This window comes from Arthrobacter sp. C152 (assembly GCF_054890965.1).
Genome location: NZ_JBTZSU010000069.1, coordinates 1 through 4844, shown reverse-complemented (window position 1 = coordinate 4844; position 4844 = coordinate 1). Strand labels below are relative to the sequence as shown.

3 protein-coding genes are annotated in these 4844 nt (G+C 62.4%); all 3 read right to left on the bottom strand.

The window, feature by feature from the left end; translation table 11 throughout:
• Positions 1 to 901: 901 nt before the first annotated feature.
• A complete protein-coding gene (locus ACYSM9_RS21590) occupies positions 902 to 1945 on the bottom strand; it encodes a TniB family NTP-binding protein (protein WP_461858994.1) in 1044 nt (347 codons plus the stop codon).
• Between the two features lie 3 nt (positions 1946 to 1948).
• The gene (locus ACYSM9_RS21585) at positions 1949 to 3961 is read right to left on the bottom strand and encodes a transposase (protein ID WP_461858993.1); all 2013 of its coding nucleotides are present in this window, start codon (positions 3959 to 3961) and stop codon (positions 1949 to 1951) included.
• 125 nt (positions 3962 to 4086) lie between these two features.
• A complete protein-coding gene (locus ACYSM9_RS21580) occupies positions 4087 to 4758 on the bottom strand; it encodes a TnsA-like heteromeric transposase endonuclease subunit (protein WP_461858992.1) in 672 nt (223 codons plus the stop codon).
• Positions 4759 to 4844 lie beyond the last annotated feature (86 nt).

The following is a 4844-nucleotide window of genomic DNA, read 5'->3' as shown; positions in this document are numbered from 1 at the left end:
TGTCCGTTGTCAGTTAATCTGGCAGTGTTCACGTGGGAAAATGCCAGTTCTTCTGACTGTATCCGCGGCGTTTTACTGTCACTCGATCTGGCAGTTCCGTTTGCTCTGGCAGTTTCGTTTCCGGCTATTCGGTTCTATAGCCATTCAGTCCCGTAGCTGGCGTGATTGCATAACGCCTGTTCGACCCGGGCTGCTGCTCGGGAACGGCGGTGAAGGTTGGTGGGGGCGAAAAGTGAAGCGATTTCCTGGGCGACCAGGCCGCGGCGGCGATCGGATGGGATTTCGGGGTGTTTTATCAGGGAGAGAAATCTTGGTTGTGTGATCAGGCGGGCGATCCGCAGGGTCTCGGGGTAGAGGAGCATCTCACGGTCGTCCGTGCCGATGCGTTCTGCACGCTCTTCTAGAGTCTGCAGCGTGATGCCGGCCGCGGCGCAGTCTCTGGCAACTCTCATAGATGGCGTGTTTACATGTACTCCGCGCGGAGCAAGGACTCGTCGGAAGTGTCGTTCTGCAGTGATCAGCTCCGGCAGCAACCGAACGTTGAATTGGTCGGGGCCGATCCACCGGCGGTGCCGTGCGCAGACCCATCCGGTTCGGGGAAGGTGGGCCATCACTTGTTCCCCGCGGGAGCATCGGAGACATAGTGGTCGGAGCAACACGGTTTCCCCGGCGACTACCGTGGGTTGGGTGAAGGCCCTTTGCTGGAGCCCGCCCAGTTGTCGCCAGGCTTTGATCCGGTCCGGGTGGGACCGCAGGCGCGAGGCCGGCATGATTCCGGATTCCCTGAGCGCTTGGTCGATATGGGCCATGGTCGTTCCGTTGCGTCGAGCGTGTCGGGCGGCGTAGCTGTCGAGGGTTTCGCCGGCAAATAGCCGTGTTGGAACGGGGAGTTGGCGGATGATCACGTTGCTGCTCTGAGCGCATGCTTGGCAGGCTGTGGTTGGTTCGTGGTTCTTTTCCTATGGTGCTCCTCGGCGGCGTAGTCGGTTGCCGTAGCGTCGAGGCGTCGACGGTCGATCTTTTCTTCGCCGTCGAGAATTGCCCCGAGTGCCGCGTCGACCAGGAGTGCCCGCAGCGCGCCGATGCTTCCGCCCGCGCGGTCCCATAGGTAAGTGGCATCCGCGGCGAGTGACTCGGGCGTGTGGGCGGCAAGGGGGAGGAGGTCTTCGATGCCGAGCACCAGCTCAGTCCAGGCCTCACGGGCCAGTGCTGAGCCGATTCCGTAAGGGCTCATTTTGTGGAGGATCATCCGGGCTTTGACTTGACGGCCCATTTCGCCGGCGAACAGCTCTGTTGCGGGCAGGTCGATTCCCGCATAGACGAAGGTTGCATCGAGCCGGTCCGCGAACTGTTTAAGCGTGCTGGCCGCCTCGGCTCCGGATTGCCTGTTGGTCCTGAGGTTGTGCACCTCGTCGACAATCACCAGTGACGTGCCCAAGGTCCGCATCACGGTCACCACCTGCTCGGTAATCTCTGGGGTGGTTGCCTGACGGCGCAGGGGTAGTCCGAGCCAGACCGCGAAAGACTGCATGAGCATTTTCGGCGTCGTGGCGGGAGGAACCACGGAGTAGACCACCGGGGCGAATGCTGTGTCCTCGACGCGTCCGAGGCGTCGACGCTCCGACTTCTCGTGTCGTTTGCCCAGCAGCAGAGCTGTTGTGGACTTTCCCATGCCTGCAGCTCCCGAGATCGCTAGACCTCGCCGGGCCGTGGCGGTACTGGCAGCGTTTCGGGCCAGGAGTATCCGGGCCTGCCGGGACAAAGCCTGCGTGTCCGTGGTTTCAAGAACAGTGTCGGCAGCGAGCCAGGCGAAACGTGCCAGGTCGTATTCGGCCTTTGCCTCATGGGAAAGTGCCGCGAGCTCCTGGATGGTCAGTCTTTCGGGCTCAATGGGAGAGCAGGCAACGTACTGGCGCCAAGCGTCGAGTGAGTCTGGGGCTGCCACTGCTCAGTCCTCCAACAGGTCGATGCGTCGTGCTTTTCTTCGTGGCCGGATGCTGGCCGCTTCGATCGGCGTGACCGGGTCCTGGCCATCTCCGCCGGTCGGTGTGGGGGCTTCCATCTGCTGTTCGGGCACTGCAGGGACGGTGGCGGCAGCACGTCCTGCGGCCTGCCTTTCCGTGCGACCGGCTGGGGCTGTCATGATTCTGTTGACGTGGGCCAGAAGTTCGTTGCCGGGCACCTGGCCGCGACGGCCGATGGCCTTCTTAGCCGCGGTGAGCACGTCCAAGGAGAACGGGCCGACGAGCTGGCGGGCCAAAGTCCACTCCGCTTCAATCCAGCGCCCTTTCCTATGGTCCTTGACGTAGATCGAACGGAGTCGATACGGGTCGTAACGAATTTCCCATCGCCCATTGGCGGGTGAAGGAAGCCCGGACGGGACGCCACGGTGTTCATGCAGCGATTCGGCATCGTAGGTCAGGCCTTCAAAATTGATCCCATAGGGCTGGATGGTTCGCCAATCCAGCGGAAGGAGTGCGATGTAGTCCTCACGGGTGAGGGTAACCGGGATCTGCGGGGCGACACCGGACAAAGCCGCGAACGCCTCGTTCGGCGTGAGGTCCTTCTTTGGCATCGCTGGATGGCGCAGGCCAGGGTGCGGGCGGTTCTGCCAAACGGCAACGAGCCACCAGTCCAAAAGGTTCTGCACCTCAGCGAGGGTGAACGCGGCCTCGGCTGCAGGATCCTTGCCCCTTCGGACGACGTTCGGGCCCGTATAGCCGGCCAGATATTGGGTGAAACCTGAGTTCACCCCGGCAAAGAACCGCTCGATGTGGGGTTTGTCAGTCGGAGTACGCGGAGCGGCCTTGGTGATGCTGATCTGGAGGCGTTCGCAAGCAGCGGTAAACGTCGACCCGATAAAGACTTTGCCTCGGTCCACGGTGATGGACTCAGGCACGATGATCGGCTTGGCCGCTATGGACGCGCGAACGTCCTCGTTCCCTGGAAGCATCCCTTGCGGCAACACGGAGCGGGAGTAGGACAACGAGGCAGCCCAGCCCGGCTGCATTGGCAGAGGCGTCATAGCCCTGGCCAGCAGGATTGCGGCGTCGACCCCCTTGGTCGCCACGGGCCGCAGGATAGCCGCCAGCGGCGTTCGGGTCGCCACGTCCAAGGCCACGGTCAGATCCGCCCGGCTCGTCGTGCCGTCCGGGCACAGGACCATGACATCCAGCGGGGTGGAGTCGATCTCGACGAGTTCTCCGGGGCGGGACGGAGCCTGCCGGCCCCACGATCTGTCGGGCCGGTTGGCCTGCGTCCTGCGTGTTATCGCGTCGCCGAATGGGTGACGGGAACGTTCGATCCTTCTGAGGATTCGATACATAGTGGTCTCCGAAGGCACCACCAGACCCTCCTGGACAGCGAGCACGCGCACCCTGTTGACGGCCCTGGACCGGGTGCCGGTGGAGAGGTTCCGCTGACCGGATACCTCCGCTTCCAGCAACGCTACGACCCTCGGGTCAGTGCGGCCCGACATACTGGCCGGACGAATCAGGCGGCCATCAACCAGCCCGGCAACACCGTCCTTGCGGTAGGCGGCAATGTGTCTGAACAACGTGCGCTCTCCCATCGGAGTGCCGGCAGCCTCCAGTTCTGCCAGCTTCGCGGCGATCCTGTCCTGGAGGCGGTTTCTGAGATCGTAATCAGGTGTCGGCGCGGTTCCCACCGCTGCCTCCGGCGGAATACCGTAGACCACCTCGTGCACATGCCGGTGCAACCACTTAGCCCGATCCCGTGCATCCGTATCGAGAGTCTCCAACACAGCTGCACCCTCCAGCGACGGAAACCTTCCGGGGGAGTCAGGAAGATACGAATCATCCGCCAAGAGCTCTGCGACCGGCACGCGCCGGATGCGGTTTGTTGCCAGGTTTTTCAACGCGAGCTCGGTACCGTCCTGGGCGACAACCTGCCACGACGCACTGTCGAACTGGAGGAAATCGAACAGCCTGACCGACCTCACGATGCCTCCTCGAACAGCACATAAGCCAGACACCCCTGACTCGATGCGATCGGGGATTCCAACGACAACGGGCGGCCCAGATCCACGTCGAGCAGACCCCTGTAAGCCAGGTGCAGCACGTTCGCCTAAACCACAGAAGGGTCTGTCTTCAATTGTCGGGCGGCGCAACGCACGCCCGTTTCCATCGACGCCCCAGCCCTAAACGCTTCCAGAATGGCCGCGAGGCTCGCGGCGCTGGGAGCAAAACGGTCCTGACGGTATCCCGAGAGCCACCGGAGGTTCGCCGCGCGGGGCTCCGCCATTCCACTGAAGACCTCGTAATCCCACCCAACGGCCTGACACATCCTGGCGGTCATCTCGAACTGGCGCTCCGCGGAACTGAGACGATCCGGATGCCGTACATCCACAACACGCCCGCCGCCATCCCTAAGCCTGACAAAAAAGTCAGGCACATGGCCGCGGGCAGCCTCGGTGCCATGTGGCCAGAGCACCGCAAATGGCTGAGACACGATGCCGATCACATCAGTGTCGTGATCCGCCAGCATCAGGAAATCCCGCTCCAGCAGACTCTCAAACCCCACATGCGTGCCCACCGTGCTGGACCACCACGAGCCCTCATAATTCCGTTTGCCCGGCCACGCAAAGAACGACCGCACAGGCAAAGCCGACTCAAACGGCAAACCCGACAGCTCTGCAGACACCAGTTCATCCCGGAGACCATCGCGGAAACGCGCCAGAATGCGAGCCGAATCCGTAAGATTCACCGGCAAAGACCTCAACGCACCAAGCAAAGTCACGCTGCCACATTAACTGACACAATCACCGGCAACCCGTAGGCTGCCGTGTCTACTGACAAAACTGCCAACTCAACTGACAACGGACA